Origin of the sequence: Agromyces sp. NBRC 114283 (genome assembly GCF_030268405.1) — a bacterium.
GTDB lineage: Bacteria > Actinomycetota > Actinomycetes > Actinomycetales > Microbacteriaceae > Agromyces > Agromyces mediolanus.
This window is the reverse complement of the sequence record NZ_BSQP01000001.1, coordinates 2,599,299-2,625,229: the sequence shown is the minus strand read 5'-3', so window position 1 is coordinate 2,625,229 and position 25,931 is coordinate 2,599,299. Positions and strand designations below refer to the sequence as shown.

27 protein-coding genes are annotated in these 25,931 nt (G+C 72.1%); 16 read left to right on the top strand and 11 right to left on the bottom strand.

Going from position 1 to position 25,931, the window contains the following annotated elements; all coding sequences use genetic code 11:
* Positions 1 to 23: 23 nt before the first annotated feature.
* Together QSJ60_RS12670 and cofG are read right to left on the bottom strand one after the other, a co-directional pair.
* Positions 24 to 1,469: a flavin-containing monooxygenase gene (locus QSJ60_RS12670; RefSeq protein WP_285463825.1), complete on the bottom strand. Its 1,446-nt coding sequence runs from the start codon at positions 1,467 to 1,469 to the stop codon at positions 24 to 26.
* A complete protein-coding gene (gene cofG / locus QSJ60_RS12665) occupies positions 1,466 to 3,742 on the bottom strand; it encodes a 7,8-didemethyl-8-hydroxy-5-deazariboflavin synthase CofG (RefSeq protein ID WP_285463824.1) in 2,277 nt (758 codons plus the stop codon). The genes QSJ60_RS12670 and cofG overlap by 4 nt, the downstream gene beginning before the upstream one ends.
* A 223-nt stretch (positions 3,743 to 3,965) precedes the next feature.
* Here cofG and rlmN point away from each other — a divergent pair, with 223 nt between their 5' ends.
* The gene (gene rlmN, locus QSJ60_RS12660) at positions 3,966 to 5,159 is read left to right on the top strand and encodes a dual-specificity RNA methyltransferase RlmN (RefSeq protein WP_230767132.1); all 1,194 of its coding nucleotides are present in this window, start codon (positions 3,966 to 3,968) and stop codon (positions 5,157 to 5,159) included.
* Between the two features lie 45 nt (positions 5,160 to 5,204).
* Here the strand turns inward: rlmN and QSJ60_RS12655 are convergent, their stop codons facing one another.
* From QSJ60_RS12655 to fdxA, 3 genes are all read right to left on the bottom strand, one after another.
* Complete coding sequence (locus tag QSJ60_RS12655; RefSeq protein WP_230767094.1) at positions 5,205 to 5,384, bottom strand: hypothetical protein; 180 nt, start codon at positions 5,382 to 5,384, stop codon at positions 5,205 to 5,207.
* Positions 5,385 to 5,653: 269 nt separating this feature from the next.
* On the bottom strand, positions 5,654 to 6,157 hold the full coding sequence (locus QSJ60_RS12650; protein WP_189086671.1) for a flavin reductase family protein: 504 nt from the start codon (positions 6,155 to 6,157) through the stop codon (positions 5,654 to 5,656).
* Complete coding sequence (fdxA, locus tag QSJ60_RS12645) at positions 6,154 to 6,477, bottom strand: ferredoxin (protein ID WP_285463823.1); 324 nt, start codon at positions 6,475 to 6,477, stop codon at positions 6,154 to 6,156. The genes QSJ60_RS12650 and fdxA overlap by 4 nt, the downstream gene beginning before the upstream one ends.
* A 57-nt stretch (positions 6,478 to 6,534) precedes the next feature.
* On the opposite strand from fdxA, the gene soxR reads away from it, so the two are divergent.
* The 4 genes from soxR to ligD all read left to right on the top strand — a co-directional run bounded on the left by soxR (position 6,535) and on the right by ligD (position 9,766).
* Complete coding sequence (soxR, locus tag QSJ60_RS12640) at positions 6,535 to 7,083, top strand: redox-sensitive transcriptional activator SoxR (protein WP_230767091.1); 549 nt, start codon at positions 6,535 to 6,537, stop codon at positions 7,081 to 7,083.
* A gap of 171 nt (positions 7,084 to 7,254) precedes the next feature.
* The gene (locus QSJ60_RS12635) at positions 7,255 to 8,166 is read left to right on the top strand and encodes an aggregation-promoting factor C-terminal-like domain-containing protein (protein WP_285463822.1); all 912 of its coding nucleotides are present in this window, start codon (positions 7,255 to 7,257) and stop codon (positions 8,164 to 8,166) included.
* A gap of 72 nt (positions 8,167 to 8,238) precedes the next feature.
* The gene (locus QSJ60_RS12630; RefSeq protein WP_285463821.1) at positions 8,239 to 8,724 is read left to right on the top strand and encodes a nitroreductase/quinone reductase family protein; all 486 of its coding nucleotides are present in this window, start codon (positions 8,239 to 8,241) and stop codon (positions 8,722 to 8,724) included.
* A 10-nt stretch (positions 8,725 to 8,734) separates the two neighbouring features.
* Positions 8,735 to 9,766 carry a non-homologous end-joining DNA ligase gene (gene ligD / locus QSJ60_RS12625; protein WP_285463820.1) on the top strand — a complete coding sequence of 344 codons (1,032 nt, stop codon included), beginning with the start codon at positions 8,735 to 8,737 and terminating at the stop codon, positions 9,764 to 9,766.
* Between the two features lie 7 nt (positions 9,767 to 9,773).
* Here ligD and QSJ60_RS12620 read toward each other — a convergent pair whose 3' ends face one another.
* On the bottom strand, positions 9,774 to 10,481 hold the full coding sequence (locus tag QSJ60_RS12620) for a GTP pyrophosphokinase (protein ID WP_189086703.1): 708 nt from the start codon (positions 10,479 to 10,481) through the stop codon (positions 9,774 to 9,776).
* Positions 10,482 to 10,581: 100 nt separating this feature from the next.
* Entirely contained in the window at positions 10,582 to 11,013 is a 432-nt protein-coding gene (locus tag QSJ60_RS12615; RefSeq protein WP_230767083.1) for a YchJ family protein, read from the bottom strand.
* 142 nt (positions 11,014 to 11,155) lie between these two features.
* Here QSJ60_RS12615 and QSJ60_RS12610 point away from each other — a divergent pair, with 142 nt between their 5' ends.
* Positions 11,156 to 11,989 carry an aggregation-promoting factor C-terminal-like domain-containing protein gene (locus tag QSJ60_RS12610; protein ID WP_285463819.1) on the top strand — a complete coding sequence of 278 codons (834 nt, stop codon included), beginning with the start codon at positions 11,156 to 11,158 and terminating at the stop codon, positions 11,987 to 11,989.
* A gap of 12 nt (positions 11,990 to 12,001) precedes the next feature.
* Here QSJ60_RS12610 and QSJ60_RS12605 read toward each other — a convergent pair whose 3' ends face one another.
* Both QSJ60_RS12605 and QSJ60_RS12600 read right to left on the bottom strand, forming a co-directional pair.
* Positions 12,002 to 12,295 (bottom strand): GNAT family N-acetyltransferase, encoded by a 294-nt coding sequence (locus tag QSJ60_RS12605; protein ID WP_230767076.1) that lies wholly within the window; start codon positions 12,293 to 12,295, stop codon positions 12,002 to 12,004.
* An 18-nt stretch (positions 12,296 to 12,313) separates the two neighbouring features.
* On the bottom strand, positions 12,314 to 12,694 hold the full coding sequence (locus tag QSJ60_RS12600; protein ID WP_230767073.1) for an RNA-binding S4 domain-containing protein: 381 nt from the start codon (positions 12,692 to 12,694) through the stop codon (positions 12,314 to 12,316).
* Between the two features lie 49 nt (positions 12,695 to 12,743).
* Here QSJ60_RS12600 and QSJ60_RS12595 point away from each other — a divergent pair, with 49 nt between their 5' ends.
* The 5 genes from QSJ60_RS12595 to QSJ60_RS12575 all read left to right on the top strand — a co-directional run bounded on the left by QSJ60_RS12595 (position 12,744) and on the right by QSJ60_RS12575 (position 15,741).
* Positions 12,744 to 13,193, top strand: coding sequence for an NUDIX domain-containing protein (locus tag QSJ60_RS12595; protein ID WP_230767069.1), 450 nt, complete (start codon positions 12,744 to 12,746; stop codon positions 13,191 to 13,193).
* Positions 13,194 to 13,261: 68 nt separating this feature from the next.
* Entirely contained in the window at positions 13,262 to 13,858 is a 597-nt protein-coding gene (locus tag QSJ60_RS12590; RefSeq protein WP_285463818.1) for a CDP-alcohol phosphatidyltransferase family protein, read from the top strand.
* 116 nt (positions 13,859 to 13,974) lie between these two features.
* Entirely contained in the window at positions 13,975 to 14,388 is a 414-nt protein-coding gene (locus tag QSJ60_RS12585) for an FHA domain-containing protein (protein ID WP_189086705.1), read from the top strand.
* A complete protein-coding gene (ftsR, locus tag QSJ60_RS12580; protein ID WP_230767066.1) occupies positions 14,385 to 15,077 on the top strand; it encodes a transcriptional regulator FtsR in 693 nt (230 codons plus the stop codon). Before QSJ60_RS12585 ends, ftsR begins: the two co-directional genes overlap by 4 nt.
* A 109-nt stretch (positions 15,078 to 15,186) precedes the next feature.
* Positions 15,187 to 15,741, top strand: coding sequence for a MerR family transcriptional regulator (locus QSJ60_RS12575; protein WP_189086683.1), 555 nt, complete (start codon positions 15,187 to 15,189; stop codon positions 15,739 to 15,741).
* Positions 15,742 to 15,789: 48 nt separating this feature from the next.
* Here QSJ60_RS12575 and QSJ60_RS12570 read toward each other — a convergent pair whose 3' ends face one another.
* Positions 15,790 to 16,662, bottom strand: coding sequence for a ParA family protein (locus QSJ60_RS12570; RefSeq protein ID WP_230767063.1), 873 nt, complete (start codon positions 16,660 to 16,662; stop codon positions 15,790 to 15,792).
* Between the two features lie 83 nt (positions 16,663 to 16,745).
* On the opposite strand from QSJ60_RS12570, the gene QSJ60_RS12565 reads away from it, so the two are divergent.
* Positions 16,746 to 20,150 carry a pyruvate carboxylase gene (locus QSJ60_RS12565; RefSeq protein ID WP_230767060.1) on the top strand — a complete coding sequence of 1,135 codons (3,405 nt, stop codon included), beginning with the start codon at positions 16,746 to 16,748 and terminating at the stop codon, positions 20,148 to 20,150.
* 75 nt (positions 20,151 to 20,225) lie between these two features.
* Positions 20,226 to 20,717: a peptide deformylase gene (gene def / locus QSJ60_RS12560; RefSeq protein ID WP_189086686.1), complete on the top strand. Its 492-nt coding sequence runs from the start codon at positions 20,226 to 20,228 to the stop codon at positions 20,715 to 20,717.
* 61 nt (positions 20,718 to 20,778) lie between these two features.
* On the opposite strand, the gene QSJ60_RS12555 is transcribed toward def, so the two are convergent.
* Positions 20,779 to 22,611 (bottom strand): AMP-dependent synthetase/ligase, encoded by a 1,833-nt coding sequence (locus tag QSJ60_RS12555; RefSeq protein ID WP_285463817.1) that lies wholly within the window; start codon positions 22,609 to 22,611, stop codon positions 20,779 to 20,781.
* Positions 22,612 to 22,759: 148 nt separating this feature from the next.
* Between QSJ60_RS12555 and QSJ60_RS12550 the strand changes: the two genes are divergently transcribed.
* The 3 genes from QSJ60_RS12550 to QSJ60_RS12540 all read left to right on the top strand — a co-directional run bounded on the left by QSJ60_RS12550 (position 22,760) and on the right by QSJ60_RS12540 (position 25,920).
* The gene (locus tag QSJ60_RS12550) at positions 22,760 to 23,725 is read left to right on the top strand and encodes an ROK family glucokinase (RefSeq protein WP_230767054.1); all 966 of its coding nucleotides are present in this window, start codon (positions 22,760 to 22,762) and stop codon (positions 23,723 to 23,725) included.
* A 55-nt stretch (positions 23,726 to 23,780) separates the two neighbouring features.
* Positions 23,781 to 24,470 (top strand): lysophospholipid acyltransferase family protein, encoded by a 690-nt coding sequence (locus tag QSJ60_RS12545; RefSeq protein WP_189086689.1) that lies wholly within the window; start codon positions 23,781 to 23,783, stop codon positions 24,468 to 24,470.
* 121 nt (positions 24,471 to 24,591) lie between these two features.
* Positions 24,592 to 25,920 carry a class II 3-deoxy-7-phosphoheptulonate synthase gene (locus QSJ60_RS12540; protein ID WP_285465316.1) on the top strand — a complete coding sequence of 443 codons (1,329 nt, stop codon included), beginning with the start codon at positions 24,592 to 24,594 and terminating at the stop codon, positions 25,918 to 25,920.
* Positions 25,921 to 25,931 lie beyond the last annotated feature (11 nt).

Below are 25,931 nucleotides of genomic sequence, written 5' to 3'. Positions count from 1 at the left end.
ACGGTGCGGACCGCCCGGATGCCTCAGCGCCGGGCGGCCGCACCGAGGAACGGCGCCGGGTGGAAACGTCCGTTCAGCGCCCGGAAGCGGGAGGCGCGCTCCGGCCAGATCACCGTCAGCCTCCCGGAGCGCGGATCCACGTACCGGTTGCCGCAGCCGGCCGCCCACACCGTGCGCGCCGCCATCCGTTCGATGCGCGTAGTGTAGGCGGCTTCCGCCTCCGGCGAGACCTCGAGCGTCCCGCCGTGCCTGCGTAGGTGCTCGAGTGCGCCGAGCACGTAGTCGATCTGGGCCTCGATCACCTCGAACGCGGAGTGGTGGCCGAGCGCGGCGTTCGGCCCGTCGAGGACGAACAGATTGGGGAACCCGGAGACGACCACAGAGGCGTAGCTCGTCATCCCGTCGCGCCAGTGCTCGTCGAGCGAGCGTCGCCGGGCGCGGATCAGTCGTGCGAACGGCGGGCGCACCGTCTCGAAACCCGTCGCCAGGATCAGCGCATCGAGGCGGTACTGCGCGCCGGACGCAGCCGCCGCCGTGCGCCCGTCGTCCGCGATGCCGGCGAGCGCGCTCGCTTCGAGCGTCACGTCGTCGCGGGCGAGCGCCGGATAGAACCGGTCGCTGAAGACCGCGCGCTTGCAGCCGATCTCCGCGGTCGGGGCCAGGTGCCGCCGGAGCTCCTCGTCGGCGACCTGGCGGTGGAGGTGCTCGCGCGCACGTCGTGCGAGTGCGGCCGCCTCGGGCGAGCCCCGCAGCCTCGCGGCGAAGAGCCCCTCCGCCTGCGCCGCGAGCTCCCGCCTCGAGGGGCGCGGCTCGGCCGGGGCGTAGGCGGCGTCCTCGCGGGGCAGCACCCAGGCGGGCGTGCGCTGGAAGACGATGAGCCGAGCCGCCCGCCCGGCGAGCTCGGGCACCAGCTGGACGGCGCTCGCGCCGGTCCCGACGACGCCGACGCTGCGGCCCTCGAGCTCGGGAGCGGTCCACATCGCCGAGTGCGCCACAGGGCCGGCGAACCCATCGAGTCCGGCGACGTCCGGCATCCGCGGCTCGCTCAGCCGTCCCGCCGCCATCACGAGCACCCGGCTCCGCACCGTGCCGGTCGACGTGCGAAGCAGCCAGCATCCGCGCTCCTCCATCCACTCCGCCCGTTCGAGCGCCGCGCCCAGGCGGAGGTGCGCCTCGACCCCCTCGGCGACGACGGTGGCGTCGAGGTACTCGAGCAGCTCGGCCCCCGGGGCGAAGCGTCGCGACCAATCCGGCTTCGGGCGGAACGAGTACTCGTACAGGTGGCTCGGGATGTCGCAGGCGACGCCCGGGTATACGTTGTCGCGCCAGGTCCCGCCGACGCGCTCGGCCCGCTCGAGCACCAGGAAGTCGCGGATCCCCGCCCTCCGGAGCCTCGCGGCCATGCCGATCCCCGCGATGCCGGCGCCCACGATCACCGCTTCGCGGATCGGCGCGCTGTCCACGGTCATCTCGTCCCGTAATCGGTCGTGCGTTCGCGCACCGGGCGTCCGAGCTCGCCGGCGAGGGACTCGGCGTCGGTCGTCGTCAGTCGGCGTCCCGACTCCGGGGCCGGCGCCCCGCGCCCAGGGACGAGCAGTCCGCCGAGGTCGTCCGCCCCGCCCGCGAGGGCGAGCTGCGCCGCGCGGAAGCCGAGCTTCGGCCAGGCGGCCTGCACATGGTCGACGCTGCTGCTCAGCACCAGCCTCGACACCGCGACGACCGCCCGCACCTCCCGGAGCGACGGTCCGGGGCGCGCGCCGGCGACCGGCACCGGCGAATCCGCGGGCACCCACGGCATCGGGATGAACTCGGTGAACCCGCCGGTCTCGCCCTGGATGCCGGCGATCCGCCGCAGGTGGGCCAGCTGCTGCCCCGGGGTCTCGACGTGCCCGAACACCATCGTCGCGGTCGAGCGGAGCCCCGCGCCGTGCGCCGTGCGGATCGCGCGCTCCCACTCGGCGGACGAGATCGTACCGCCCCCGCTCAGCGAGGCCCGCACCGGGTCGTCCAGGATCAGCGCGCCCGTCCCGGGGACGGTGTCGAGCCCCGCCCGCCGGAGCCGCCGCAGCCACGCGTCGAGCGGGGTCCCCGCACGATGCGCCGCCGCCAGCAGCTCGCCGGGCCGGAACGCGTGCAGATGCACCGGCCCGCCCCGCTTGACCGCCATGACGAACGCCTCGACGTCGCCGCCCGCGACCTCGCCCTGTGCGCAGATCTCGGTGACCCCGAGTTCGACGGCCTCGGCGACCGCGGCGCTGAGCGCGGCCTCGGTCCAGGCGACGGCCGGGTCCAGGTTCTGGTTGACGACGTAGCTGACCTCGTCGCCGACGGAGCGGCGACGCACCTCGTCGGCGACGGCGGCGAGCGCGTCGAGATCGTCGCCCTCCGCGTGCAGCAGCGCCAGGTACTCGGCGTCCTCGAGGCCGGCGGGGTCGGCGAGGGCCCGGCGCAGCACCGCGTCGAGCCAGGCGTCGCGGCGCGCGAGCCCGGACCCGCTCGCGAGCCGGAGCACCGCCGGGGCGAGGCGGTCGTCGAGCCAGTCGCCGTCCGGCAGTCCGTCCGCACCTCGATCTCCACGGGAGGCGCGGACGTACTCGGGGTGAGCGGTCAGCCGTTCGCGCAGCACGAAGCCCTGCGCCGCGGTGAGCCGCGCGAGTTCCTCGATCTGCGGCCACGGGCGCTCGGGATTCACGTGGTCCGGCGTGAGCGGGCTGACCCCGCCCCAGTCGTCGACGCCGGCGCGGAGCAGCAGCGCGAGTTCCGGCTCGTCGGTGAGGTTCGGCGGCGCCTGGAGCCGCATCGACGGACCGAGCAGGAGTCTGGTCACTGCGACCGCCGCAGCGTACTCCTGCGTCGCGAGGTCCGCGGTGTCCCGCATCGCGGTCGACGGCTTGGCCCGGAAGTTCTGCACGATCACCTCCTGCACGTGGCCGAACCGCTCATGGAGTTCGCGGAGCGCCACGACGGCGTCGACGCGCTCGGCCGGGGTCTCGCCGATCCCGAGCAGGACGCCGGTCGTGAAGGGGATGCGGGCCCTCCCCGCGTCCTCGATGACCCGGAGCCGGAGAGCGGGGTCCTTGTCCGGCGATCCGTAGTGCGCGGCTCCGCGGGTCTCCCACAGGCGGCGCGACGTCGTCTCGAGCATCATCCCCATCGACGGGGCGACGGCGCGCAGCCGCTGCAGCTCAGTCCAGCTCATCACCCCGGGGTTCAGATGGGGGAGCAGCCCGGTCTCGTCGAGGATGCGACGAGCGACGGTCGCGACGTAGTCGAGCGTCGAGGAGTGCCCGTGGGCGTCGAGCCAGTCGCGGGCCTCCGGCCAGCGGTCCTCCGGACGGTCGCCCAGGGTCAGCAGCGCCTCCTTGCAGCCGAGCTCGGCGCCGGCGCGCGCGATCTCGAGCACACGGTCCTCGTCGAGGAACATCGTCTCGCCGGCGCGGGCGAGCTGGCGGGGCGTCTCGACGAAGACGCAGTAGTGGCAGCGGTCCCTGCACAACCGGGTGAGCGGGATGAAGACCTTCCGGGAGTAGGTGACGACGCCGGGCCGGCCGGCCGCGCGGAGGCCGAGGTCGCGCACCGCGCCGGCGGCGGCGAGCAGGCGATCGAGGTCTTCGCCGCGGGCGTCGAGCAGGAGTTCGGCGTCGGCGCGGCCGGGCGGCCGGACGGCGTCGAGGCGGTCGAGCGCGCCGTCGAGGGCGGCGGAGCGCTCGGGGGAACGCAGGAGCGGGATGGGCGTGGGCACGTGACCTCCGGTCGTGCCGCGGATGCGGCGGCTGGCGCACGGGCGCGCCGCGCCCGATGCGAATCGGACGGGCCGCGCGCTCGCCAACCCCGGCGAACGCATCCCGGCGGCCCAGCTCCGGGCCGGAGAACGTCTCGGGGGCAGCCTAGCCGAGCCGACGCCGCGTCGGCACGACGCGGATGCCGCGTACCCTTGGAGGGTGACGAACTCGAGCGACTCCACCATGACCCCCGTGCGCCGACCGCAGGTCCGCCCGGCGACCGAGGGCTGGGAGCAGAAGAAGGGGCCCGACGGGCGTCCGATGCTCCAGTTCGCCTCGCCCAAGCGCGGCAAGCCTCCGGTGCACCTCGCCGACCTCGCCCCGGCCGACCGCAAGGCCCACGTCGCGGAGCTCGGCTTCCCCGGCTACCGGGCTGCGCAGCTCGCGACGCACTACTTCGTGCACCACACGAACGACCCGGCCGAGATGACGGACCTGCCCGCCGCGTCCCGTGAGGAGCTCGTCCGGGCCGTGCTGCCGCCGCTGCTCACCGAGGTGCGCCGATTCACGACCGACAACGGCGACACCATCAAGTTCCTCTGGAAGCTGCATGACGGCGCCCTCGTCGAGTCGGTGCTCATGCGCTATCCGGGCCGGATCACCCTCTGCGTGTCGAGCCAGGCCGGGTGCGGCATGAACTGCCCGTTCTGCGCGACGGGGCAGGCGGGCCTCACCCGCAACATGTCGGCGGCGGAGATCGTCGAGCAGGTCGTGCTCGCGAACGCGGCGCTCGCCCGCGGGGAGCTCGGCGGCCGCAAGCACGGCGACCACACGCCCGACCGGGTGTCGAACATCGTGTTCATGGGCATGGGGGAGCCGCTCGCGAACTACGCCCGGCTCATGCAGGCGGTGCGCACGATGCTCGCCCCCGCGCCCGACGGCCTCGGCATGTCCGCGCGCGGCATCACCGTGTCGACCGTGGGCCTCGTTCCCGCCATCCGGAAGCTCGCCGCCGAAGACCTGCCCGTGACCTTCGCGCTCAGCCTGCACGCGCCCGACGATCAGCTCCGCGACGAGCTCATCCCCGTGAACTCCCGCTGGAAGGTCGACGAGGCGCTCGACGCGGCCCGCGAGTACTTCGAGAAGACCGGGCGACGTGTCTCGATCGAGTACGCCCTGATCAAGGACATGAACGACCACGGATGGCGCGCCGACCTGCTCGCCGAGAAGCTCAACGAGCGCGGTCGCGGCTGGGTGCACGTCAACCCGATCCCGCTGAACCCGACGCCCGGCTCCATCTGGACGGCCTCGGAGCCCGAGGTGCAGCAGGAGTTCGTGCGCCGGCTGGAGGCGGCCGGCGTGCCGACGACGATCCGCGACACCCGCGGCAAGGAGATCGACGGCGCCTGCGGGCAGCTCGCGGCGGCCGACGGCTGAGGCGCGCGGGCGGCCGGGTCTCGAGCGGACCCGGCCGCCCGGCGGTTACAGCCGACCGCCTCGGTTGCTGCAGCTCAGCACCGAGCCGTCTGCGAACTCCGCGGTGGTGCGGACGCAGACGATGACATCCGAGAAGTCCGCCTTCGCGTGCGCAGCGCTCGCGGCGGCGAGTGAGCCGCCGACGACGCTGAGCGCGATGATGGTTCCGCTGATGATGCGTTTCATGGGTTCCCCTTTCGAACTCTTCAGGGATACCACGAGCGTCGGTCGTTCGCGCCGGAATTGCGTGGAATCACTGATGGGCTCAGGTGGACGTCGCGTGACCCGGGATGCCGGAGCGGGGGCGCCTCAGCGGATGAGGAACTGCACGAGTGCGCCGATCGCCGTCAGCACGATGAGGGCGAGCAGCCCCCAGCGGCGGGCGACGACGGCGAGTCGTGCGGTCGACATGCGTCGCCGTCGTCGGCGCGGCCTCGGGGGCGTCGGGGTCTCGCTCATGGCAGCGGAGTCGCTCCCACGAGACTGAAGAACGTGCGGTCGCGGTAGACGAGCGGCGTCGCGGCCGGGCCCAGGCGCACCTCGACGACCTCGGCGAGTACGAGCGTGGAGCTGCCGACCGGGGTGCGCTCGAGGATGCGGCAGCGGAGTGCGGCCGGGGCATCCGGCAGCCAGGGCTCGCCGCTCTCGAATCGCGACCAGCCCTGCTCCGTCGTGAAGCGCGGTGCGCCCGATCGGGCGAAGACCTCGGCGATCCCGGCCTGGTGCTCGCCCAGCAGGTGCACGACGACGCCGTCGGTGCCGAGCAAGGCGCCGGCCGACCCGGTCGCCCGGGTGACGGAGAAGGACAGCACCGTCGGGTCGAGCGCGACCGAGGCGACCGAGGAGGCGGTGAGTCCGACGGGGCCGGTCGCGCTCGCGGCGGTGATGAGGGCGACGCCGGCGGGGTGGTGTCGGAACGCGAGCTTGTAGGCGTCGACGAGCTCGGGCGCCTCGCTCATTCGTTCGCCTGCGGGGGGAGTGCAGCGACCACAGGGTGATCGTAGGCGATCATCCCGACCTTGGCGGCGCCGCCGGGTGAGCCGATCTCGTCGAAGAACTCGACGTTCGCCTTGTAGTAGTCGGCCCACTCGTCGGGCAGGTCGTCCTCGTAGTAGATCGCCTCGACGGGGCAGACGGGCTCGCAGGCGCCGCAATCGACGCACTCGTCGGGATGGATGTACAGCGACCGCTCGCCCTCGTAGATGCAGTCGACCGGGCATTCGTCGATGCACGCCTTGTCCTTGACATCGACACAGGGCAGGGCGATCACGTACGTCATGCCTCCACCGTAAGACTTCAAGTACGCTTGAAGTCAAAACGGAGCGAGGGGACGCACATGACGCAGCAGGCGGAGCCGGGCTCGGCGGCCCCGGCGCACCACGAGCCCGACGAGCTCCTCACGATCGGTGAGATGAGCCGGCGTACCGGCGTCGCCGCCTCCGCGCTGCGCTTCTACGAGGACCTCGGGCTCATCGCCTCGGTGCGCACCGCCGGCAACCAGCGCCGCTATCCGCGCCACATGCTGCGCCGGGTCTCGCTCATCGCGGTCGCGAAGCGGCTCGGGCTCCCGCTCTCCGATGTGCAGGAGGGCTTCGGCGACGTGCCGCTCGATCGCACCCCCAGTCACGAGGAGTGGCAACGCGCGTCGCGGCAGTGGAAGCGGCGGCTCGTCGAACGCCGTCGCGGACTCGAGCGACTCGAGCGCGAGCTCACGGGATGCATCGGCTGCGGCTGCCTCTCGATGAAGGCGTGCGCCCTCCTGAATCCCGACGACGCGCTCGGTGAGGACGGCGCCGGCCCGCGCCGCCTCGATCCCGAGCTCGAGCGCGACGACGCGGATGCTGATCGCGACTCCGGCGAGATCGGCGCCCAGGCGGGCGGCTGACCCGGCGATCCGACCCCCGAACGGGGGTGTTTCACATGGGTTTCCCAGGAAACCCGGAGGGGTCGTGGAGTAAAGCTCGCAAAACTACCCACTTCGCTCCGGCGACCCCCTGTACCCGAGACGATGAACCGCGCCGCGGTGCCCAGCACACCGAGGACGCACGTGAGAGACATGCAGAACCAGAACCGCGAGAACACCCCCACCACAACTTCAGAGCAGCTGCCGAGCCGGACCGAGCGCCGTCGGGCCCGCGGGCACCGCACCCGCTACTTCCTCGCCGCCGGCGCGGTCGTCGCCGTCGGCGCGATGGTCGGAACCGGCTTCGCCGTCCAGTCGGCCTTCGCCGCGCAGAGCGATCGCGTCGCCGAGACCTCGGCCCTCGCCGAAGCGGCGAACCTCGACGTCGAGCAGCTCAGCGCCCACGGCGGCATCCTCTCCGCCCGCGCCGTCAAGACCGCGCAGGACACCCTCTCGGTGGCGCACGACACGATCGCGTCCGCCCAGGGCAAGGTCGACGCCGCGGCCCTCAGCACCTCCGTCGCGACCCTCGGCCAGTACGAGCTCCTCGCTCCCGAGCGGGTGTTCGAGCTCGCCGCCGAGACGAACGCCGCGAGCACCGCTGTGGCTGGTCAGGTCGCCGAGTTCGATCGCGTCGCGGCCGAGCAGGCCGCGGCCGAGGCAGCGGCGAAGGCGGCCGCAGAAGCCGCAGCCGCTGAGGCCGCCTCGAGCTCGGGATCGAGCTCCGGCGAGTCGTCCTCCCGCCCCTCGGCGCCGGCGAACCCGAGCGAGGCCCAGGCCATCGCCCGCGACATCATGGCGTCCGAGCACGGCTGGGGCGACGACCAGTTCGGCTGCCTGGTGGAACTCTGGAACCACGAGTCGGGCTGGCGCACGAACGCCGCGAACCCGAGCGGCGCCTACGGCATCCCGCAGGCGCTGCCCGGCAGCAAGATGGCCGCGTTCGGCGACGACTGGGAGACGAACCCCGCGACGCAGATCCGCTGGGGCCTGTCCTACATCTCCGGCCGCTACGGCACGCCGTGCGGCGCATGGGACTCGTTCAACGCCAAGGGCTGGTACTGACCACCCGCTGAGCGACACGCGGGCCGGGGCGAATCGCCCCGGCCCGTTCGCGTTCCCGGGCAGAATGGGCTCGTGCCGCGCACCGTCGATCTCGTCCGGGCCGTCGTCGCCCCGCTGACCCGCACCTCCGTGTTCCGTTCCGCCGCGCCGGTGGTCCTGCCCCGCCTCGAACGGCTGCTCGCCCGCCTGACCGGGCGCCGCGTGCAACTGAGCGCGCTCCTGGTGCCCTCGCTCGTATTGCAGACGACGGGCGCGCGCAGCGGGGTGATCCGGGAGACGGAGCTGATGTACACGCCCGACGGTCACGGTCGGGCGATCGTCGCGGGCACGAGCTTCGCGAGGCAGCGGCATCCGGCCTGGACCTACAACCTGCTGGCCCACCCGGAGGCCGAGATCCTCGTCCGCGGCCGGGCGATGCGGGTGCGGGCGCTCCCGGTCGCCGACGTCGACCGCGACGAGGCCTGGGCCCTCATCGAGCGGCAGTGGCCCGGGTATCGCGGCTACGAGCGCGAGTCGGGGCGGGTGGTGCGACTGTTCCGCCTGCAGCCGGTGCGGTAGCGTCGCAGGCATGGCCTCCGACGCGGTCGTCCTCACCGTCCCCGGCCCGCACGGCGATCGCGACGTGCGGATCTCCAGTCCCGGCCGCGTGCTCTGGCCCGAGCCGGGCATCACGAAACGCGAGCTCGCCGAGTACCTCGTCGCGGTCGGCGAGGCGTTCGTCGCCGCGAACGGCGACCGGCCGGTGTCGCTGCAGCGCTTCCCCGAGGGCGTCGAGGGCGAGCAGTTCTACTCCAAGAACCCGCCGAAGGGGGCGCCGGAGTGGGTGCGCGCCGTGCCGGTCACATACCCGAGCGGCCGCAGCCATCCCCAGCTCGTGATCGACGAGCCGGCGGGCGCCGTGTGGGCGGCGCAGATGAACACGATCGTGTTCCACCCCTGGGCGTCGCGCGCGGAGGACAGCGACCACCCCGATCAGCTGCGCATCGACCTCGACCCGCAGCCGGGCACCGGCTTCGCGGAGGCGGTGCCCGCGGCGCTCGCGCTCCGGGAGCTGCTCGCCGAGCTCGGCCTCACCGGCTTCGTCAAGACCAGCGGCAACCGGGGCATCCACGTCTTCGCGCCGATCCGGCCTGAGCACGAGTTCCTCGAGGTGCGGCACGCGGTCATCGCGCTCGCACGCGAGCTGGAACGGCGGATGCCGGACCGGCTCACCACCGCGTGGTGGAAGGAGGAGCGCGGGGAGCGGGTGTTCATCGACTTCAACCAGGCCAACCGCGACCGCACCATGGCCGGCGCGTACAGCCCGCGAGCGCTTCCGCACGCGGCCGTCTCGTGCCCGCTCGAGTGGGACGAACTCGAGCACGTCGATCCCGCGTCGCTCACCGTGCGCACGGTGCCCGAGCGCCTTCGCACGGTCGGCGACCCCTGGGCGCGGATGCACGAGGAGCCGGGCGATCTCGCGCCGCTCCTCGAATGGTGGCAGCGCGATCTCGACGACGGGCTCGGCGAGCTCCCGTTCCCGCCGGACTTCCCGAAGATGCCGGGAGAGCCGCCGCGCGTCCAGCCGAGCCGGGCCAGGAAGCCCGAGCCGGGGGAGTAGCGGCCGTTCAGGCGATCGAGGTGCGGCGCAGCCTGGCGTTCGCCCGCGGGTCGCCGTGCACCTCGCGGTGCAGCCGCTCCATGCGGGCGTCGAGCTCGGAGGCGGTCCGCGCGGCGTCGGTGAGGCCGTCGAGGAGCTCCTGCGGCACCTGCCGGTCGTACTTGTAGTAGATCTTGTGCTCGAGGCTGGCCCAGAAGTCCATCGCGATCGTGCGGATCTGCACCTCGACGACCACCGGGTGGGCCCCGGTGGAGAGGAAGACGGGCACCTCCACGATGACGTGCAGGCTCTGGTAGCCGTTCGGCTTCGGCTCGGCGATGTAGTCCTTGACCTGCAGCACGCGGATGTCGCGCTGCGCGACGAGCAGCTCGTAGATGCGGTAGGCGTCGGAGACGAAGCTGCAGGTGACGCGGACCCCGGCGATGTCCGTGATCGTCTGGCTGATGGCGTCGAAGCTCGGTTCGACGCCCTTGCGCGCCATCTTCTCGATCACGCTGTCGAGCGACTTCAGCCGGCTCGAGATGTGCTCGATGGGGTTGTAGTCGTGGGCCTGGTTGAATTCCTCGCGCAGGATGGAGAGCTTCGTGATGACCTCGTCCATGCCGAACTTGTAGCGCTGCATGAACCGCTCGGTCTCGTCGCGGAGCGCGCGCATCTCCTCGAGCGTCTGTCCGTCGATCGTGTCGAGTGCGCGCTGCGCGCGGTCCGTCAGCATCGGCGACTCTGGCGCTCCGGATGCCGAGGGCGCCGTGATCGGAACCGGCAACGGCACCGGGGCGGAGTCGAACGGGCTGCTCTCGGGTGAGGTCACGGCCTCACCATACGGAGCGAACCTCGGGATCTGCTTTGACCGCGTCGAGATAGCGCCATCCGTCGGCGCGACGCACGAATCGGCTGCGCTCGTGCAGTTCCCCGCGGCCGTCGGCGTCGCGGAAGACGGCGCGGAACTCCACGATGCCCGTGTCGTCGTCCGGCCCGCCGTCGACGACGTCGATGACGACGAGCCGGCGCCACTCGGTGGCGTCGTCGAGGACCAGCTCGCGAGGTCGCGTCGAGGGGTCCCAGCTGCGCAGCAGATAGCCGATATCGCTGAGAGCGAACGCCGTGTAGCGGGAGCGCATGAGCGCGACGGCGGTCGAGGGCGCCGAGCCGCCGTCGAGTGCGGGACCGCAGCAGGTCCCGTACGCCCCGTTCCGGCAGGGGCACGGGGCGTCGGCTGACAGCTGGAGGGTGGCCCGGTTCGGCATCCCTCCAGTATCGCGGCCGGGCGCCGCGCACACCGTCTGCTCAGGGAGAGCTGAGGAACTGTTCAGAAACGCCGTGCAGAGTGGCTGACTTGTGCCGGCCCTCGGGATCCCCCGAACACCGACCCGCCGGCGCAGCACCTCTATGCGAACCAGTACTCAGAACCCCCACGCCCAGACCAGCCCCCGAACCCCCGACACCCGCCCGACGCGTCGCTCGCTGCGCGCCCGTCGGACCGGCCGGCGCCGCCTGATCGTCGTCGCCGGCGCGATCGTCGCCGCCGGCCTCGTCGCCGGCACCGGCCTCGCCGTGCAGGGCGCGGCCGACAGTGCGCAGCGGATCGCCGCGACGGACGCGCTCGGCGCCCAGAACTCGCTCGATTCCAGCCAGCTCGGCGCGTACGCCGGCGTGGCCAAGGCGCGCGCCCAGGGCAGCGCCAAGGACACCCTCGCCGTCGCGAACGCGACGCTCACGGCGGCCGACGGCAAGGTCGACACGAGCGGCCTGGCCGCCGCCGTCGCCTCGCTCGGCGACTACGAGGAACTGCCGATCGACGAGATCGTCGGACTGACCGCGCAAACGCGCGCCGAGGCCGAGAAGACCCGCGCCCTCGCGGACGAGCACGACCGCGTCCTCGCGGAGCAGGCCGCCGCGCTCGCGCGGGCGAACACCCCGGGCGGCGCCCGCGCCACCGCGCGCGAGCTCGCCGCGTCGCAGTACGGCTGGGGCGAGGGCGAGTTCCAGTGCCTGTCGAACCTGTGGCAGAAGGAGTCCGGCTGGTCGTACACGGCCTACAACGCCTCGAGCGGGGCGACCGGCATCCCGCAGGCCCTGCCGGGCAGCAAGATGGCGAGCGCCGGAAGCGACTGGGAGACGAACGCGGCCACCCAGATCGCCTGGGGCCTCGACTACATCAAGCGCGGCTATGGCTCGCCGTGCTCCGCCTGGGGGCACTCCCAGTCCGTGAACTGGTACTGAGTCGGGTCCCGCTCAGCTGGAGCGCGACTCGAGGAGGTGGCGTCGATCGGGATGCCGATCGAACCACTCCTCCACGTACCAGCAGCTCGGCACGATCCGGGCGTCGCTCGTCGCCTCCACGTCGTCGGCCGCGAACTCCACGAGCTCGGCCGCGAGGCCCGAGCCCCGGTAGGGCGGATTCGTGAAGGTCCGGACGAAGGCGATCGAATCGCCGAGCCGCCGGTAGTCGAGGACACTCGCCAGTTGGCCGTCGACGCGGAGCGCGTAGCGGTCCTGCTCGGGTTCGTGACGGATCTCGGTTGCCATGCCTTCAGGCTACGCCGCTCAGAGCGGCCGCTCGCCGCGCAAGCGCTCGAGCTCGCGCCGGTCGCGCTTCGTGGGGCGGCCGGCTCCGCGGTCCCGCACCGGGAGCTGCGCGGTCAATTCGCGCGGTGGCCGCGGCGGCGTCAGGTCCTCGAGCGCGGCTGCCGCGAGCGGTGCGCTCACCCGCTTCACGAGGATGCCCCGGACGACGAGGATGCGGTCGAAGCCCTCGATGCGGACCCGGATCTCGTCGCCTGCTCGCACCGATTGCGCGGCCTTCGCGCGCTCGCCGTTCAGTCGCACGTGCCCGGCCCGGCAGGCCGCCGTCGCAGCGGAGCGGGTCTTGAACTGCCGCACGGCCCAGAGCCAGGCGTCGATGCGGGCGGTCTCGGGAGCGGGCACCCGCCCAGCCTACGTCGCCCTCCGGCGCGGAGTGCGAGATGCTGGACGGGTGAGCGGAACGAGCGGCGACGCGTGGGTCGAGGGTCCCGACGGGGCGAGGTACTGGGGCAGGTTCGGCGCGGCCGGACTGCTCATCCTGAGTCCCGAGCGCGAAGTGCTGCTGCAGCACCGCGTCGAGTGGAGCCACTTCGGCGGCACCTGGGGCATCCCGGGCGGCGCCCGGCACGAGCACGAATCGGCCGTCGACGCCGCCGTCCGGGAGGCGGGCGAGGAGGCCGGCGTCCCGGCCGGACTCGTCGAGGTGCGCTTCACCTCCGTGCTCGACCTCGGCTACTGGTCGTACACGACGGTCGTGGCGGCGGCCAGCCGGCGCTTCGACCCGGTCATCGCCGACCCCGAGAGCCTGGAGCTGCGCTGGACGCCGATCCCGGCGGTCGCCGAGCTCCCGCTGCACCCGAGGTTCGCCGAGGCCTGGCCGGGGCTCTCGTCCCAGCTCTGAGTCGCGGGCTTCGCGCCGCGCTGGGCGTTCGCCCGACGCGGTCGGCGGCCGTCGCTAGGATCGGACGCGTGACGGGGGAGCGCGACGGGCGGGTGAGCAGGCGGGTCTGGACGATCCCGAACGTGCTCAGCATGCTGCGTCTCGCGCTCGTCCCGGTCTTCCTCGTGCTGCTCGTGCTGGGCGAGTACGTCGGCGCGCTCGTCGTGCTCGTGGTCGCGAGCCTCAGCGATCTCGCCGACGGCTATCTCGCGCGTCGGCTGAACCAGGTCACCCGGCTCGGCCAGCTGCTCGATCCCGCCGCCGACCGGCTCTACATCTTCGCGGCGCTGCTCGGGCTCGCCGCGGGCGGCCTCGTTCCCTGGTGGATCGTCGTGGTCATCGTCGCGCGCGACGTCTTCCTGCTGATCCTCGGCGTCGTGCTCGCGAGTCACGGCTACGGTCCGCTGCCGGTGCACCAGCTCGGCAAGGTCGCGACCTTCGCGCTCTTCTTCGGCCTGCCGGTGATCATGCTCGGGCTGGCGTTCCCGTCCGTCCAGCCGATCAGCGAGCCCGTCGGCTGGGCGATCACGCTGTGGGGCGCGTTCCTCTACTGGTGGGCCGGGATCATCTACGCGATCGAGACCGCACGCGCAGTGCGTGCCGCGCGGGTGGCGCCGCGGCCCTGATCCGATACGCTGGATGCGGGAGGTACGCCGTGGCGGACAACGACAACTCGCAGGGCTCGCAGCCGACGACCAACACCTCGTCGAACGAGCTCGGCGGCAACGCGAACGACACCACCATCGGGTTCAGCCGGGAGGCGGCGGCGCAGCTCGCCGCGCTCGATACCGACGTGACGCCCGAGGAGCAGGAGGCGATCAACGCGCTTCCCTCCGGGTCGGCCCTGCTGATCGTCCGCCGTGGCCCGAACAGCGGCGCCCGGTTCCTCCTCGACACCGAGGTGACGACGGTCGGCCGCCACCCCGATGCCGACATCTTCCTCGACGATGTGACCGTCTCGCGCAAGCATGCGGAGTTCGTGCGGCACCGCACGGCGTTCGAGGTGAAAGACCTGAGCTCGCTGAACGGCACCTACTACGACGGCGTGCGCATCGAGACGGCGCTGCTCGCCGACGGGGCCGAGGTGCAGATCGGCAAGTTCCGCCTCACCTTCTACGCTTCGCGCCGCGACCTGGTGCCGGCGAGCGGCGAGTGACCCCCACCGCGGCATCCGCGGGTGCGAGCGGCCGCGCGCCGCTCCTGGGCATCGGGCAGGTTCTCGCCCGACTCCAGCCGGAGTTCCCGGAGCTGACGCCGTCGAAGCTCCGATTCCTCGAAGAGCGCGGCCTCGTCACGCCCGCGCGGACCGCGGCCGGGTATCGCAAGTTCGCCGAGGCCGACATCGAGCGGATCACGGTCGTGCTCTCGCTGCAGCGCGACCAGTACCTCCCGCTCAAGGTCATCCGCGAGCACCTCGATGCGATCGACCGCGGTGAGACGCCCGCTCTTCCCGGTGCGACGAGCGCCGCGGTCCACCTCGGCGGCGCCCGGCGCCTGAGCCGGCGCGAACTCGTCGAGGCGGCCGGTGCGACGCGCCAGCTGCTCGACGAGGCGATCGCGGTCTCGCTCCTCGTGCCGGCGGAGGTGTACGGCGACGACGCCCTGACGCTGCTGCGCTCACTCGTGGCCCTGCGGGCCGTCGGCATCGAGCCTCGGCACCTCCGCGGCATCCGCGTCGCGGCCGAGCGCGAAGCAGCGCTCATCGAACGCGCGATCACGCCGGAGCGCCGCACGGATCCGGCCGGCAAGGCCCGCTCCGGCGAACGGGCGCGCGAGCTCGCCGGCGAGCTCGAGACGGTGCACGAGCTGGCCCTGCGAGCGGCCGTCGCGCGGCTCTCGCACTGAGCCGATGCGACACGCCGTGACGTTCGGCCCGATGTGTTTGGCGCCGACCCTCGGGGTCGGTAGCGTGGGAGTCGTCCGGCCGTGGAACGGCCAGAGTGAGGGGTGACGGATGAGCGAGCTCGATCGGAGCGAACGCGCACGGTACGACCTCGGCCTGCTGTTCACCGACGGACTCCCCGAGCACGACGAGGGCACCGGGTACCGCGGGGCCATCGCCGCCCGCGCCGCCGGCATCAGCTATCGCCAGCTCGACTACTGGGCCCGCACCCAGCTCGTCGAGCCGACCGTCCGCGGGGCGGCCGGGTCCGGCTCGCAGCGGCTCTACGGCTTCCGCGACATCCTGGTGCTGAAGCTCGTCAAGCGCCTGCTCGACACCGGCATCTCCCTGCAGCAGATCCGCACCGCGGTCACCCAGCTGCGCGAGTCGGGCGTGCACGACCTGGCTCAGACGACCCTCATGAGTGACGGCGCGAGCGTCTACCTCTGCACCTCGGACGACGAGGTCATCGACCTCGTGAACCGCGGGCAGGGCGTGTTCGGCATCGCCGTCGGCAAGGTGCTCCGCGAGGTCGAGTCGACGCTCGTCGAGCTGGACACCCAGCCGTCCGACCCGATGGACGAGCTCGCCGCCCGCCGCGGGGCGAAGACGCGCAAGATCTCCTGATCCTGCCACGCACCGATCAGGTGCGCACCGGCACGCTCGCCCGCCGGATCAGGCGGACGGCGCCTCGAGCTCGGCTCGCGGCACCGCACCGGTCGCGATCGGGGTCGCCGCGGACTCGGGAGCGCCGGGGTCGCCGATGCGGGCGGCCCGAAGCACGCGGTCGAGCAGCTGATCGAAGTTCGCCGACATCTCCTCGGCGCTCTCACCGGGCCACATGTGCAGCGGCTTCGCCGCGCCCTGCGCCTGCTGCAGCGAGGTGCGCTCGGGCAGCTGCGGGCTCAGCACGAGGGGGCCGAACATGTCGCGCAGCTCCTTGATGCGGAACTGGTGCTCGAGCGACTGCACGCGCGCCCGGTTCACGATGATGCCGAGGGGCTGCAGCCGGGGGGAGAGGCCGCGGCGGATCTCCTCGATCGCCCGCAGGGCGCGGTCGGCGGCGGCCACGGAGAACAGCCCGGGCTCGGTGACGACGGCGACGCGGTCGCTCGCGGCCCAGGCGGTGCGGGTGAGCGCGTTCAGCGAGGGCGCGCAGTCGATGAGGACGAGCTCGTAGTCGGCCTCGACGTTCGCGAGCGCCTCCTCGAGCTTCCAGATATCGCGGATGGACGGGTGCGGGCCGTCGAAGTTGATGGCGGACGGGCTGCCGATCATGACGTCGATCGTGGACTGCGGGTTCTGCCTGGCCCACCCGCTCGGCGCGATCGCCGAGCGGACGATCTTCTCCTTGGGGGAGGCGAGGACGTCGGCGACGTTCAGGTGACCGGCGACCTGGATGTCCATGCCCGTGGACACGTCTGACTGCGGGTCGAGGTCGACGACGAGGGTCCGGATGCCTCGGGCGAACGCCGCGGAGGCGAGACCGAGCGTGACCGTCGTCTTGCCGACGCCGCCCTTGAGGGAGCTGACCGAAAGAACGTGCACGAACAGATACGTTACCGTTATGACTCGATGGATTGCTCAGCGTTCGCTGTGCGCGTCCGCAGCCCGCTGACCGAGAGGCCTGCATGTTCACGAAGATCCTGGTTGCGAATCGTGGCGAGATCGCCATCCGCGCGTTCCGCGCGGCGAACGAAGTGGGTGCGAAGACCGTCGCGGTCTACCCCTACGAGGACCGCAATTCGCTGCATCGTCTGAAGGCCGACGAGGCGTACCAGATCGGTGAGCCGGGCCATCCGGTCCGCGCCTACCTCGACATCTCGGAGATCATCCGGGTGGCGAAGGAGTCGGGCGCCGACGCGATCTACCCGGGCTACGGCTTCCTCTCCGAGAACCCCGAGCTCGCCCAGGCCGCGGCCGAGGCCGGCATCGCCTTCATCGGGCCGCCGAAGCAGGTGCTCGAGATGGCCGGCAACAAGGTCACGGCGAAGGAGCACGCGATCGCCGCCGGCGTCCCCGTGCTGAAGTCGACCCCGCCCTCGCGCGACCTCGACTGGCTGGTCGGCCAGGCCGAGAGCATCGGCTTCCCGATCTTCGCGAAGGCCGTCGCCGGCGGCGGCGGCCGCGGGATGCGTCGGGTGAACTCGCCCGAGGAGCTCCGTCCGGCGCTCGAGGAGGCGATGCGCGAGGCCGACAGCGCCTTCGGCGACCCGACGATGTTCCTCGAGCAGGCCGTGCTCCGGCCCCGTCACATCGAGGTCCAGGTGCTCGCCGACGCGAGCGGTGAGACCGTGCACCTCTTCGAGCGCGACTGCTCCGTGCAGCGGCGCCACCAGAAGGTCATCGAGATCGCTCCCGCGCCGAACCTGTCGGACGAGGTGCGGCAGTCGCTCTACCGCGACGCGATCGCCTTCGCCCGCTCCATCGGCTACGTGAACGCGGGCACAGTCGAGTTCCTGCTCGACACCGCGGGCGAGCGGGCCGGGGAGCACGTCTTCATCGAGATGAACCCCCGCATCCAGGTCGAGCACACGGTGACCGAGGAGGTCACCGACGTCGACCTCGTCGTGGCGCAGATGCGCATCGCCGCGGGGGAGACCCTCGGCGAGCTCGGCCTGCACCAGGACGAGATCCGCCTCCGCGGGGCGGCCCTGCAGTGCCGTATCACGACGGAGGACCCCACCTCGGGCTTCCGTCCCGACACGGGCAAGATCACGACCTACCGCTCGCCCGGCGGCGCCGGCATCCGCCTCGACGGCGGCACCGTGAACCCCGGCGCGCAGATCAGCCCGCACTTCGACTCGATGCTCGCGAAGCTCACCTGCCGCGGTCGCGACTACACGGCCGCCGTCGCCCGGGCGAAGCGCGCCCTCGCCGAGTTCCGCATCCGCGGCGTCTCCACGAACATCCCCTTCCTGCAGGCCGTGCTCGACGACCCGGCGTTCGTCGCCGGCGACCTCAGCACCTCCTTCATCGATGAGCGCCCGCAGCTGCTGCGCGGCCGCGTCTCGAAGGACCGCGGCACCAAGATCCTGAACTGGCTCGCCGACGTCACCGTCAACCAGCCGAACGGGGCCGCGCCGATCTCGGTCCGCCCGGTCGACAAGCTGCCGAAGCTCGACCTCTCCCAGCCCGCGCCCGACGGCTCGCGCCAGCGGCTGCTCGAGCTCGGGCCCGCCGGCTTCGCCGCCGCGCTCCGCGCGCAGACCCCGCTCGCGGTCACCGAGACGACGTTCCGCGACGCCCACCAGTCGCTGCTCGCGACCCGCGTGCGCACGAAGGACCTGATCGCCGTCGCGCCGTACGTGGCCCGGCTCACCCCGCAGCTGCTCTCGGTGGAGGCCTGGGGCGGCGCGACCTACGACGTCGCCCTCCGCTTCCTCGGCGAGGATCCCTGGGAGCGGCTCGCCGCACTCCGGGAGTCGCTGCCGAACGTCGCGATCCAGATGCTGCTGCGCGGCCGCAACACGGTCGGCTACACGCCGTACCCCACCGAGGTCACCGACGCCTTCGTGCGCGAGGCCGCGTCGACGGGCGTCGACGTCTTCCGCATCTTCGACGCGCTGAACGACGTCGCCCAGATGCGTCCCGCGATCGACGCCGTGCTCGAGACGGGGCACTCGCTCGCCGAGGTGGCGCTCTGCTACACGGGCGACCTGCTCGACCCCGCCGAGGACCTCTACACGCTCGACTACTACCTGCGCCTCGCCGACGAGATCGTCGGCGCCGGCGCGCACGTGCTCGCGATCAAGGACATGGCGGGCCTGCTCCGTCCGGCCGCGGCGGCGAAGCTCGTCCGAGCGCTCCGCGAGCGCTTCGACGTGCCGGTGCACCTGCACACGCACGACACCGCCGGCGGCCAGCTGGCGACGCTCCTCGCCGCGTCCGAGGCGGGCGTCGACGCGGTCGACGTCGCCAGCGCGCCGATGGCGGGCACCACGAGCCAGCCGTCCGCCTCCTCGCTCGTGGCCGCGCTCGCGCACACCGAGCGCGACACGGGGATCTCGCTCGACGCGGTCTCCGACCTCGAGCCCTACTGGGAAGCGGTGCGTCGCCTGTACCGCCCGTTCGAGTCGGGCCTGCCCGGCCCCACCGGCCGGGTGTACCACCACGAGATCCCGGGCGGCCAGCTCTCGAACCTGCGTCAGCAGGCGATCGCGCTCGGCCTCGCCGACGACTTCGAGCTCATCGAGGACATGTACGCGGCGGCGAACGACATCCTCGGCCGTGTGCCGAAGGTGACCCCCTCGTCGAAGGTGGTCGGCGACCTCGCCCTGCACCTCGCCGCGGTCAAGGCCGACCCGGCCGACTTCGCCGCGAACCCCGAGAAGTACGACATCCCCGACTCGGTCGTCGGCTTCATGGCCGGCGAGCTCGGCGACCTCCCGGGCGGGTGGCCCGAGCCCTTCCGCTCGAAGGTGCTCGCCGGTCGCGACGTGCGCATCGGCGTGGCCGAGCTCGACGAGGCGCAGCGCGCCGCGCTCGAGGGCGACTCCGCCGGCCGTCGCGCGATGCTGAACACGCTGCTGTTCCCGGCGCCGACCCGGCAGTTCGAGCAGATCCGCGAGCTCTTCGGCGACCTCTCCGTCGTGGACACCGCCGACTACCTCTACGGGCTGCGCTCGGGCGCCGAGCACGTCATCGAGATCGACAAGGGCGTGCGGCTGTACGCGGGGCTCGAAGCGATCGGCGAGGCCGACGACAAGGGCATGCGCACCGTCATGACCATCCTGAACGGTCAGCTCCGTCCCGTCTTCGTGCGCGACCGCTCCATCACGGTGGACACCCGCGCCGCGGAGAAGGCGGACGCCTCGCAGCCGGGGCACGTCGCCGCCCCGTTCTCGGGTGTGGTCACCCTCCAGGTCGAGCCGGGCGCCGAGATCCAGGTCGGCCAGGCCGTGGCCTCGATCGAGGCCATGAAGATGGAGGCGGCCATCACCTCGCCGGTGGCGGGCGTGGTCGAGCGGGTCGCGATCCCGAAGACCCAGCAGGTCGAGGCGGGCGACCTGCTCGTCGTCGTCCGACCCGCCTGAGTCACGATACGCTGTCGCCGCCCACCTGAACCGCTCGCAATGCCCGCCTGTCGCGGGCCCGGAAATGGAGCCTCCGTGCCTGAACGTCCCATCCGTGTCTTCGGCGATCCCGTGCTGAAGGCCCGGTCCGCGCCGATCGAGACCATCGACGACGGCGTCAGGGGGCTCGTCGCGGATCTCCTCGACTCGGTCAAGCTGCCCGGGCGCGCCGGGGTCGCGGCCCCGCAGATCGGCGTCAACCTCCGGGCGTTCAGCTACAACGTCGACGGCCGGATCGGCTACGTGCTGAACCCCGAGCTCGTCGAGGTGCGCGGCGAGAAGGAGCCGACCGGCGAGGGCTGCCTCTCGGTGCCCGGGCTCTGGCACGACACCCCGCGCCACCCCTACGCGCGCGTGCGCGGGATCGACCTCGACGGCCAGGAGATCGTCGTCGAGGGCACCGGGGTGCTCGCGCAGGCGCTGCAGCACGAGACCGACCACCTCGACGGCATCCTCTACCTCGATCGTCTCGAGCCGGCCGAGCGCCGGGTCGCGATGCGCGAGGTACGCGAGTCCGACTGGTTCTGAGTCGCAGGACGAACGACGAAGGGGCGCCGCGGATGCGGCGCCCCTTCGTCGTTCGTGGTGATCAGCTGATCGCGGACATGCCCTCGGTCGCCGGCGCGCCCGAGTACATCGCCTCGATCTCGCCGGCGAAGTCCTCGAGGATGACGTTGCGCTTGATGCTGAGCTTCGGCGTCAGGTGACCGCTCGCCTCGGTGAGCTCGAGCGGCAGCACCGTGAACTTGCGGATCGACTCGGCACGGGAGACGAGCTCGTTCGCGGCGTCGATCGCCCGCTGCACCTCGGCGCGGACGGCCTCGTTCGCCGCCGCCTCGTCGAGGCTCATGCCGGCGTCCTCGCCGTTGTTGTTCAGCCACACCGGCAGCATCTCCGGGTCGAGGGTCACGAGCGCCGAGATGAACGGCTTCTTGTCGCCGACGACGACGACCTGGCCGACGAGCGGGTTCGCCCGGATCGGGTCTTCGAGCGCGGCGGGGGCGACGTTCTTGCCCCCGGCCGTGACGATGATCTCCTTCTTGCGCCCGGTGATCGTGAGGAAGCCCTCGTCGTCGAAGGAGCCGATGTCGCCCGTCTTGAACCACTCGCCGTCGAAGGCCTCGGCGGTCGCCTCAGGGTTCTTCCAGTACTCCTTGAAGACGTTGACGCCCTTCACCTGGATCTCGCCGTCGTCCGCGAGCCGGAGCGCGACGCCCGGCAGCGCCGGACCGACGGTGCCGATCTTCGAGCGCTTCGGCAGGTTCACCGTGGCGGGCGCGGTCGTCTCGGTCAGGCCGTAGCCCTCGAGGATCGCGATGCCGAGGGCGTGGTAGAAGTGCCCGAGGCGGGCGCCGAGCGGAGCGGAGCCGGACACCGCGTACTTCACGTTGCCGCCGAGCGCCGCCCGCAGCTTCTTGAAGACGAGCGCGTCGAAGAGCCGGAAGCGGAGCTTCAGGCCGAACGGCACCGAGCCCTGCTCGAGCGCGGTCGAGTACGCGACGGCGGTCTCGGCGGCGGCGCGGAAGATCTTTCCCTTGCCGCCGGCCTCGGCCTTCTGCTCGGAGACGTTGTAGACCTTCTCGAAGACGCGGGGGACCGCGAGGAGGAAGGTCGGCTTGAAGCTCGAGAGCGCGGGCAGTAGCTGCTTCGTGTCCGGCTGGTGGCCGACGCGCACGCCGGCGTGCACGCAGAGCACCGCGATGAAGCGGGCGAAGACGTGCGCGAGGGTGATGAACAGCACGGTCGAGGCGCCGTTGGGGTCGAGCACGACCTCGTCGAGCGCGACCGCGGAGTTGCGGGACAGCTCGACGAAGTTCGCGTGGGTGAGTACGCAGCCCTTCGGCTTGCCGGTGGACCCCGAGGTGTAGATAAGCGTCGCGATGTCGTCGGCGTTGGCGATCGAGCGGCGCCGCTCGATCTCCTCGTCGGACACCTCGCCGCCGGAGGCGGCGAGCTTGTCGAGGTCGCCCAGGTCGATCTGCCAGACGTGCTGCACGGCGGGCAGATCCGGGTGCACCTCGTCGAAGCGGCTGAAGTGGTCGGGGGTCTCGACGATGATGGCGATCGCCCCGGAGTCGCTGAGGTTCCACCGCACCTGCGCGGGGGAGCTCGTCTCGTAGACGGGTACGAGCACCGCGCCGGCGAACCACACGGCGAAGTCGATGAGCGTCCACTCGTAGCGGGTCTTGCACATCAGGCCGATCTTGTCGCCAGGCTGGATGCCGGCCGCGGCCAGCCCCTTGGCGAGGGCGATCACCTGCGCGTGGAACTCCTTCGCCGTCACCGGCGACCAACCGCCGTCGGCGGTCGGCAGCGAGAACAACGCGGCGTCGGGGGTGGCGCGCACGCGTTCCACCAGCAGGTCGGTGGTGTTCGCATGCGGGTCGGCGGCGACAACGGCGGGCGTTGCGAATTCGGTCACGGCAGCTCCTTCGGCACCGGGGAGGCCTTCGCGCTTCGACGCAGGTCGGGCCTCGGCGTTGGGTTGACTACACTCTAGTCGTTGCCCGCGCGCGCCCAGGCGTTCGGCGGCGGCGCGAACCTTCCCGTTCCCCCTGAAAGGCGGCCTCGTGGCGCACGCGATCGGCATCGACATCGGCGGTACGAAGATCGCGGGAGCGATCGTCGACGAGCTCGGCAGCATCGTCGCGCAGGACCGCGTGCCCACCCCGGCCGGCGACGCCCGAGCCGTCGAGGACGAGGTGGTCGCGATGATCGGGCGGCTCCGCGCCGACGAGCACGCGACGGGCGGCATCGACGCCGTCGGGGTCGCGGCGGCCGGATTCATCGACGCGGCGCAGTCCACCGTCTACTACGCGCCCAACATCGACTGGCGCAACGAGCCCTTCCGCGAGAAGCTCGAGGCCCGCGTCGGCGGCACCGTGGTCGTCGACAACGACGCGAACGCCGCGGGCTGGGCCGAGTTCCGCTTCGGCGCCGGACGGCTCGTGAGCGACATGGTGATGCTCACGATCGGCACCGGCGTCGGCGGCGCGATCGTCGCGAGCGACCGCCTCTTCCGCGGCGGCTTCGGCGCCGGCGCCGAGCTCGGCCACCTCCGGCTCGTCCCCGGCGGCATCGCCTGCGGCTGCGGTCAGCACGGATGCCTCGAGCAGTACGGCTCCGGCCGGGCGCTGCTGCGGATGGCCGGCGAGATCGCCGACGCCGGCGGCATCGGCCAGGCGCTCGCCCGCACTCGGGCCGAGCACGGCAAGCTCGACGGCGCGCTCGTCGGCGCGCTCATCGAGGCCGGCGACCCCGGCGCGCTCACGGCGCTGCGCCAGCTCGGGCAGTGGCTCGGGCAGGCCGCGGCGAGCCTCTCGGCGGTGCTCGACCCACAGCGCTTCGTCTTCGGCGGCGGCGTGGCGGTCGCCGGCGAGCTGCTGCTGCAGCCGATCCGCGAGGCGTACCTCGAGCACCTGCCCGCGAGGGGCTACCACCCCGAGCCGGACTTCGTGATCGCCGAACTCGTGAACGACGCCGGCGTCGTGGGAGCCGCCGACCTCGCGCGCGTGTGGGTCGAGCAGCACGCCTGATCGCTAGGCTGGACTCCGCCCGGGGCGGGCGCGAAGGACGAGACGGGGAGCTCGGGTGTTCTACTGGATCATGAAGCACATCGTCGTGGGGCCGGTGCTCCTCGCGATCTTCCGCCCCTGGATCGTCGGCCTCGAGAAGATCCCCGCGAACGGGCCGGTCATCCTCGCCTCGAACCACCTCTCCTTCATCGACTCGATCTTCCTGCCGCTCGTCGTGGACCGGCCGGTCGTCTTCCTCGCCAAGAGCGAGTACTTCACCGGTCGGGGGCTCAAGGGCTGGGCCACCAAGCTCTTCTTCCAGGCCACCGGGCAGCTGCCGATCGACCGAAGCGGCGGCAAGGCGTCCGAGGCATCCCTCAACACCGGCCTCCGGGTGCTCAGCGAGGGCCGAATCCTCGGCATCTACCCCGAGGGCACCCGCAGCCCCGATGCGAAGCTGTACCGCGGACGCACCGGGGTCGCCCGCATGGTGCTGGAGTCCGGCGCGCCGGTCGTGCCCGTCGCCATGATCGGCACCGCCGAGGTCATGCCGATCGGCACTCGGCTCCCGAAGGTGCGGCGCATCGGCATCGTGATCGGCGATCCGCTCGACTTCTCGCGCTTCCACGGCCTCGAGAGCGACCGCTTCGTGCTGCGCAGCGTGACCGACGAGCTCGTCTACGAACTGCGCGAGCTCAGCGGCCAGGAATACGTGGACGTCTACGCGAGTTCGGTCAAGGAACGACGGGCCTCCGAGGCGCGGTAGGCTCGTCCTACGACGCCGCGCTGCGCGGCGTCGTTTCGCACCCGCGCGCGATCGCGCGCCCGACCCTCCAGGACATCCAGTGCAACAGCTCGTCGAGCCCTTCGTGAACGCAGATCCCGATGTGATCGCGGGCCTCGACTATTGGCGCACGCTGCCGATCAAGCAGCAGCCGCAGTGGCCCGATGCGGCCGCGGCCGCCGCCGCCTCGGCCGAACTCGCCACGCTGCCGCCGCTGGTCTTCGCCGGCGAGGTCGACATGCTCCGCGAGCGGCTGGCCACCGCCTCCCGCGGCGAGGCGTTCCTCCTGCAGGGCGGCGACTGCGCCGAGACCTTCGCCGGCGCCACGGCCGACCAGATCCGCAACCGGGTCAAGACCCTGCTGCAGATGGCCGTCGTGCTGACCTACGGCGCCTCGATGCCGGTCGTGAAGATGGGCCGCATGGCGGGGCAGTTCGCGAAGCCGCGCTCGAGCGACACCGAGACGCGCGGCGACGTGACGCTGCCCGCGTACCGCGGCGACATCGTGAACGGCTACGACTTCACCCCGGAGTCGCGTGCCGCCGACCCGCGTCGGCTGCTGCAGGGCTACCACATGGCGGCCTCCACGCTGAACCTCATCCGGGCCTTCACGCAGGGCGGCTTCGCCGACCTCCGGCAGGTGCACCAGTGGAACCAGGGCTTCGCGGCGAACCCGGCGAACGCCAGGTACGAGAAGCTCGCGCGCGAGATCGACCGCGCGGTGAAGTTCATGGACGCCTGCGGCGCCGACTTCGAGGAACTGAAGCGCACGGAGTTCTACACGGGTCACGAGGGCCTGCTGATGGACTACGAGCGCCCGATGACCCGCATCGACTCGCGCACCGGGACGCCGTACAACACCTCGGCGCACTTCATCTGGATCGGTGAGCGCACCCGCGAGCTCGACGGCGCGCACGTCGACTTCCTCTCGCGCGTCCGCAACCCGATCGGGGTGAAGCTCGGGCCGACGACGACGCCCGAGACGATGCTCGAGCTCGTCGAGAAGCTCGACCCGAATCGCGAGCCGGGTCGCCTGACGTTCATCACCCGCATGGGCGCCGGCCGCATCCGGGAGGCGCTGCCGCCCCTGCTCGAGGCGATCAAGCGGTCCGACGCGCAGCCGCTGTGGGTGACCGACCCCATGCACGGCAACGGCATCACGACGCCCACCGGCTACAAGACCCGTCGCTTCGACGACGTGGTCGACGAGGTCAAGGGCTTCTTCGAGGCGCACCGCGCGGCAGGCACGCACCCGGGCGGCATCCACGTGGAGCTCACCGGCGACGACGTCACCGAGTGCCTCGGCGGCTCCGAGCACATCGACGAGGCGACGCTCGCGACGCGCTACGAGTCGCTCTGCGACCCGCGGCTGAACCACATGCAGTCCCTCGAGCTCGCCTTCCTGGTGGCCGAGGAGCTCGCCGCTCGCTGAACGCGCGCGAC

Bases quoted from the DNA above. Each gene is read 5' to 3' on its own strand.
- QSJ60_RS12670 (WP_285463825.1), bottom strand. From the start codon at position 1,469: ATGACCGTGGACAGCGCGCCGATCCGCGAAGCGGTGATCGTGGGCGCC.
- fdxA (WP_285463823.1), bottom strand. From the start codon at position 6,477: ATGACGTACGTGATCGCCCTGCCCTGTGTCGATGTCAAGGACAAGGCG.
- QSJ60_RS12575 (WP_189086683.1), top strand. From the start codon at position 15,187: ATGAGCGAGCTCGATCGGAGCGAACGCGCACGGTACGACCTCGGCCTG.
- QSJ60_RS12650 (WP_189086671.1), bottom strand. From the start codon at position 6,157: ATGAGCGAGGCGCCCGAGCTCGTCGACGCCTACAAGCTCGCGTTCCGA.
- rlmN (WP_230767132.1), top strand. From the start codon at position 3,966: ATGACCCCCGTGCGCCGACCGCAGGTCCGCCCGGCGACCGAGGGCTGG.
- QSJ60_RS12615 (WP_230767083.1), bottom strand. From the start codon at position 11,013: ATGCCGAACCGGGCCACCCTCCAGCTGTCAGCCGACGCCCCGTGCCCC.
- QSJ60_RS12610 (WP_285463819.1), top strand. From the start codon at position 11,156: ATGCGAACCAGTACTCAGAACCCCCACGCCCAGACCAGCCCCCGAACC.
- soxR (WP_230767091.1), top strand. From the start codon at position 6,535: ATGACGCAGCAGGCGGAGCCGGGCTCGGCGGCCCCGGCGCACCACGAG.
- QSJ60_RS12635 (WP_285463822.1), top strand. From the start codon at position 7,255: ATGCAGAACCAGAACCGCGAGAACACCCCCACCACAACTTCAGAGCAG.
- QSJ60_RS12620 (WP_189086703.1), bottom strand. From the start codon at position 10,481: ATGCTGACGGACCGCGCGCAGCGCGCACTCGACACGATCGACGGACAG.
- QSJ60_RS12655 (WP_230767094.1), bottom strand. From the start codon at position 5,384: ATGAAACGCATCATCAGCGGAACCATCATCGCGCTCAGCGTCGTCGGC.
- QSJ60_RS12605 (WP_230767076.1), bottom strand. From the start codon at position 12,295: ATGGCAACCGAGATCCGTCACGAACCCGAGCAGGACCGCTACGCGCTC.
- ligD (WP_285463820.1), top strand. From the start codon at position 8,735: ATGGCCTCCGACGCGGTCGTCCTCACCGTCCCCGGCCCGCACGGCGAT.
- QSJ60_RS12565 (WP_230767060.1), top strand. From the start codon at position 16,746: ATGTTCACGAAGATCCTGGTTGCGAATCGTGGCGAGATCGCCATCCGC.